At 51.4% G+C, this 5,640-nt stretch carries 6 protein-coding genes; all 6 read right to left on the reverse strand.

Annotated features, from left to right (window positions below):
* Positions 1-403: 403 nt before the first annotated feature.
* On the reverse strand, positions 404-1,012 hold the full coding sequence (locus AB1656_02040) for a prepilin-type N-terminal cleavage/methylation domain-containing protein (GenBank protein MEW6234144.1): 609 nt from the start codon (positions 1,010-1,012) through the stop codon (positions 404-406).
* A 208-nt stretch (positions 1,013-1,220) separates the two neighbouring features.
* Positions 1,221-3,161 (reverse strand): BatA and WFA domain-containing protein, encoded by a 1,941-nt coding sequence (locus tag AB1656_02045; GenBank protein ID MEW6234145.1) that lies wholly within the window; start codon positions 3,159-3,161, stop codon positions 1,221-1,223.
* Between the two features lie 165 nt (positions 3,162-3,326).
* On the reverse strand, positions 3,327-4,247 hold the full coding sequence (locus AB1656_02050) for a DUF58 domain-containing protein (protein MEW6234146.1): 921 nt from the start codon (positions 4,245-4,247) through the stop codon (positions 3,327-3,329).
* A 40-nt stretch (positions 4,248-4,287) separates the two neighbouring features.
* Positions 4,288-5,112, reverse strand: coding sequence for a hypothetical protein (locus AB1656_02055; protein MEW6234147.1), 825 nt, complete (start codon positions 5,110-5,112; stop codon positions 4,288-4,290).
* A 241-nt stretch (positions 5,113-5,353) separates the two neighbouring features.
* Entirely contained in the window at positions 5,354-5,503 is a 150-nt protein-coding gene (gene rpmG / locus AB1656_02060; protein ID MEW6234148.1) for a 50S ribosomal protein L33, read from the reverse strand.
* Between the two features lie 11 nt (positions 5,504-5,514).
* On the reverse strand, positions 5,515-5,640 hold a 126-nt coding region (tuf, locus tag AB1656_02065), incomplete at its 5' end, for an elongation factor Tu (protein MEW6234149.1).

A 5,640-nucleotide genomic window follows, 5' to 3' on the forward strand; every position in this document is an offset into this window, starting at 1 on the left:
CATCCGGCCCCATCCGCCGCGTTCCGCCCAAGGAACTCTGCCTCGAATGCCACGACCGGGATTTCTCTCCCAAATTCGATGTTCTATTCGATTTGTATTACAAGCAAATTGTTCATTAGAAAAAAAAGTAGAAGAGGCTTCCAGCCTCTTGAAAGTTGTAGGGCAGGGTGGCAAGGGCAAGGCTTTTTCTGCCCTTGAGATATTTGATTTTTTTATCCTGAATATCCAGAAAATCCTGGTTATCTTGATTCTGACAAACTGAGAATAACATCTACCCAATCCACATACGCTCTAGTGGATCATAAAAATAATAAAGGATGGATCTCATAGCGCGATCCATCCTTATATTCCCTATCAACCGTAGGATGGGTCGCGTTTTTTGACCCATCAATTATTTCTGTTTTTAATATCCGTTTTCGATATCGCAGAAGTTCGTTGTTTTCGAATCTTTCGCGCCAACCCAAACGATATCCCCTTTGCTGACGAGGCCGTTGGACGCCTGGTAGACAAAGTCCGGCTTGCCGTTAACGCATTTGCCGTCCCGTTGGCCGCCCCAGCCGTTCACGTTGTCCGGCCCCCAGCTGTTGAGCCGCCAAACATGACCCCAGCCGCCGTTATGGTCGCTGCCGTAATTGTTGACGTAATCGTAAGCGAAGCCCCATTGCTTCCAGTCGGCGGCGTTCGCTTGCGATGCAAAAGGATCGCTGGGTACGGAAGAAATATAGGACACGGGAGTCGTCATGCGGTAGAAGCGGATTTCGTTTGGGTGAAAGTTATCTCCGCTGCCCGCCACCCGCGCCTGGTTGCACGTGGGATAATCGTTGCAATCCATCCGGTACATTTCCAAGGCCGTGGATAACGATTTCATGTCCGATACGCAGCGGGCGATCTTGGCGCGGACTTGGGCGTTGAGAAAATTCGGCACCGCAATCGCTGCCAGAATTCCAATAATGGCTACGACAATCAACAACTCAATCAATGTGAAGCCTTTTCGTTTGTAATGAACTTTCATCGTACTTTCCTCCATACACATAGATTAGCAAATAAAAAACCGATCTTCATTGATCGGCCTTCATTCCAATTGGCTTAAAATGCAGGCTGCTATCAACGAATTGGCAGCTAAACATATTAATAAATCCCAAAGCAATTTTAACAATCAATCCTTTTTTTCCTACCCTTAACAGCCTATTTAATGTAAAAACTTATCAAGAAATTCCGTTTTAAAACGCATAACGGGCGCGATTGACGTAGACGTACCACTCCAGGAAAATCGCTAGAAGGCCAAGAATCGCAAGCCAGCGCCAGATTTCCTGGTTGGATTGCGTCGCCGCCGCTTCCCCTTCGATCTCCTCTCCCTCTTCCAATTGCAAACTGACTTTCGGTTCGATCGAGGACTCCTCCGGTGAGAGCAGGTTGACGGCGTATTGGCTCTGCAATCGATCGTTTATCATAAATTGATAAATTCCCGCCTTATCCGTATCCCCGAAATAAACCGGCGCGCCTCCGGCAAAAGCGAGGGGGCGCGGCGCCAAGGGCGGCGGCGGAACGAACGACGCTTGCTGGATGGGAATATCCGGCGCTTCCAACGCGATGATGTCGCTTGTCCGCTTCATAAGCGAGGAGGGGCCTTTGTCCGTGATGAACCAATTCAGCAGGTTGGAAAAGAAGATGGGATACGATACCCTCAGCGGCCAATTGGAGTCGTAGAGATCGAAGGCGGCGACCAGCCCCTTGATCTTCTCCTGTTGAAAAGCCGCGATCAGCGCGGTTTGGCGCGATTCGGCGATGATGTCTACCCACGAGGGCGTCCCCATATTGCGGCATTTGGAGATGATGAGATTGTCCAGGTTGACGTGCCGCGTCAGCGGGTGGAACCGGTTCCAATCCACCAGCGGAGGGTAAGCCGTCTCTTCGCCCCGCGTCCATTCCGGCAGGGGTGGAATGGCGTTGATGAAAATATAGTTCCCGTTCGTCAATGCGGCGGGAGCGTTGGAATCGAAAACGACGACGTCGTATTGGTCCAGCGCCGCCCCCCCGCCCGGCGGAGCGGCGGATAACCGCACCCGGGGATCGAGATTGAGTACGCGCTGCAAATAAGGATTGCCGTTGGTGAGAAGCAGGATGTGGATGTTCTCCTCGCGGGGGATGATCGCCCACGCGCGGTTATCCGTTTTCAACGCATCGGCGCTATCGAGGATGACCTCGATCTTTTCCGGGAAATAGCCTTCGTCTTTAAAGAGGATAGTCTCCGCTTTTCCCGCCGCCAGCGTGATTTTTCTTGCATCCATCAACTTACGCTCCACTTTGGGCGCCGGAGTGGATTCGGCGGCGGGATTTGCGCCATTGGCGCCGATGGCGGGGCTGGCGTTGACGACCTCGCCTTCTCCATAGAGTTCCACAAAAACCTCTTTTTCCTCAGAAGAGAAATTTTGCAGGCCGGCAAGCAGTTGATAATTCTGTTGCAGCGCGAAATCTTTCCGAACGACTAAGTCGGTCAAACCCACGTTATTGGAATTTCTTCCCACCGGAACGTACCGCGTCTTCAGCGAGGCCAGCGGACTCTGGGAAGGAATGCGAAATCCGCCATCGGAAAAGAGGATGATTTCGGGATTGCTGCTGGTATTGGCCGCCGTTTTGGCGATGCGCGCCGCTTCTTCGATCCGCGTTTGCGCATCCGTCGCCGGAATGGCGCGAATGACGCTGCGCAGCGTCGCTTTATCTTGTTCGAAAGGAGAAAGAACTTGCGCCCCATTGGCGAAAGAGACAACCATCATCTTATCGCCCCGGCTCATATCGTTGACCAGGTCGATCGCCTTCTTTTTGGCGGCTTCCAACCGGTTCGGCTCCACGTCCGTAGCCGACATGCTGGCGGAATTGTCGATCAGAACGATGAAACTTTGGCCATGCAGCCCCCCAAGTTCCAATACCGGTCGGGCGGCGGCGAACGTGAGCAGGGCGATAATCGCCAGTTGAATGAAAAGCAACAGATTGCGTTTCAACTTCTGAAAGGGCGTATTCGCTTTCAAGTCCTCCAGCGTCTTACGCCAAAGCAAAGTGCTGGAGATCGTGATATCCATCCGCTTCAATTTCAAAAGATAAAGCAGGATGACGGCGGGAATCAACAGCCCGAAAAACAAGCCGAGAGGAGCCAAAAAATTCATAGCCGAGTCCTATTCGTTAAGAAAATGAAATCTAAAACGCCTTTTATTCATCAACCTAAACTGAACGCATCAAACTGTAGGATGGATCGCCCTCAAGGGCAAAAACAACTTTGCCCTTGCCACTCCGTCAATAACTCTTTTCTTTTTTTCAAAATTCAAAATTCATCATTCAATCAACCCCATCCGCCGGAACGTGTCAGCGAGCAATTGCTCCATCGGCTCGTTGGTGGAAATGGGAGTGTAATGTACGCCGTACCGAAGGCACGTATTCTTGATTTGCGACTGATAGGCTTTCAGCCGCCGTTCGTACACTTCGAGCAAATCTTCCGAAGCGGTAACTTCCACCGGCTCTCCCGTCTCTTGATCGATCAACCGCAGCGCTCCAATCATATCCGGCTGAATTTCTTCCGGTGAGAGAATTTGAAATACGTACAGTTCGTTGCGATGCTGCAAGAGGTGTTTGAATGCGTCTTCGTAGCCGCTGGGATCGAACAAATCCGACAGCAGAATGACGACGCCTCCCCGCCGTTGCTGTAAGGCGAAGCGGCGGCAGCCTTCCGTCAAAGTTGTCTCGCCATCGATGCCCAATTGTTCCAAAAAGTTGACGATCCGCCAGATATTGCCTTTGCCCCGCGTCGGCTGCATCCAGCGGTATTGATCCTGGTTGAATCCCACTAGGCAAACGCGATCCAGGCCGGATAGGGAGATATAGGCCAGCGCCGCCGCCGTTCTCTTGGCGAACCAAGCTTTATTAGGATCGCCGAAATCCATCGAGGCGCTGGTATCGATTACGATATATAAATAAAGGTCTTCTTCCTCGTGAAAAAGTTTCGTGAAAAGACGATCCAGCCGCCCATAGATGTTCCAATCCAAAAACCGCAGATCGTCCCCTTTGGCGTAATCGCGGTAATCGGCGAATTCGATGGATATCCCCCGCTTCTTGGAACGCCGCTCGCCCTTCAACCGGCCTAAAAAGGTCTTCCGGCAGACGATGCCCAGCTGTTCGAGATGCCGCAAAAAGGCGGCGTCCAATAAAGGCTGTTTTTTTTCCTGCTTCTCTTTGGTTTCAACGGCGGCTTCAGCCATAAATCCCCCTCGCTTACTAATGGACGGCGCTGGTTTCTCACTATAATACCATACGTTTCTCGCCCGTTAAAAGTTGCTCTCGATACAGCCAGGTAATCGCTTCGGGATCGTCTGTAGGAATGAATTGACATCGAAAACGATAAGGCTTCGCCTCGCTCTTGCCCGTCTCGTCCAGGCGGGAGGAAGACGGCGAAGCGTATCGCCCCGCTTCGTCTTGGTCGATTTCCAATAGGGATAGAGGATGCTGCATGTAACCGATGCACCCACAGACCTTCTCTCCCTGACCTTTGCGGATCATAACGAAAAATGGCGCTCCGGCGACAAGATGCTTTTCGCCTTGAGCAGGTTCCCATAAATTGGAGAAGGAATGGCGGCTCTCGCCGCTTCTAAGTTCTTCCAGGTTTTTAGGGAGAAGAATTCGATTGCCTTCGCGATGAGGAATATTCCACCCGAAAGGGAATACGATCTTCTTCACTCGTTCCAGAAACGGTCCCGCCGCGTAACAAAAACAATTCAACACGGGAAACGTCGTGGAGAGAAGATAGCGGATCGTTACCAGGGCGTTCGAATCGCCGTCGAGCGCCCCCGTCAGGCTCACGTCGTGAAAATCCTCCTCCTCTGAGTTGCGCAGCATGTAATAGTTGGATGTAAAGAGAAGGCCGTGGGCGCCGGAGCGTCCGAACGAATACTCCCGCTCCCCCTCTTCCAATTCGATGCGGATGGAACCGGAATAGGAGCCGGAGCGCATAGCCCACAAAACGCCGGAGACTTTATCCAAAACCTGCATCCGCCCGCTCGGCATGAACACTTTCAACTGGATCGCCTGGTTGTCGAGTTGAATGGAACCCGCTTCCACTTTTTCCATGATGATTCTTCTGAAACTCCATAGTAGAAGAGGCTTCCAGCCTCTTGCTTCGAGAAAGAAAGAGCCAGGATGGCTCTTCTACTTTTTATGCCTAATAATGCCCGCAAATTGCGGATGGGATGCTTCTGTGAAACTGCGTATTAAATGAAATTGTAACAGGTTTCGCGCCGATTGTCTTTGAAGAAAATAAAAACGGGCGGCCGAACTTCGGACGCCCGTTTCTTGCTTCGAAAAAATAAGTCTACCGCGTTTCCCGATGAAGCGTATGCTTTTTACAAAAGCGGCAAAATTTCTTGAATTCCATCCGGTCGGGATGGGTTCTTTTGTTTTTCGACGTGTTGTAATTGCGTTGTTTGCATTCCGTACAAGCCAGGGTGATTTTATCTCGCATGATTTTATCCTTTATTCGATGATTTTATCGATAACGCCTGCGCCCACGGTGCGGCCGCCTTCGCGGATGGCGAAGCGCAATTCCTGCTCCATGGCGATCGGCGTATGCAATTCGCCGTTCAAGACCACGTTATCCCC

It is taken from the genome of Candidatus Omnitrophota bacterium (assembly GCA_040755155.1).
Classification (GTDB): domain Bacteria; phylum Hinthialibacterota; class Hinthialibacteria; order Hinthialibacterales; family Hinthialibacteraceae; genus JBFMBP01.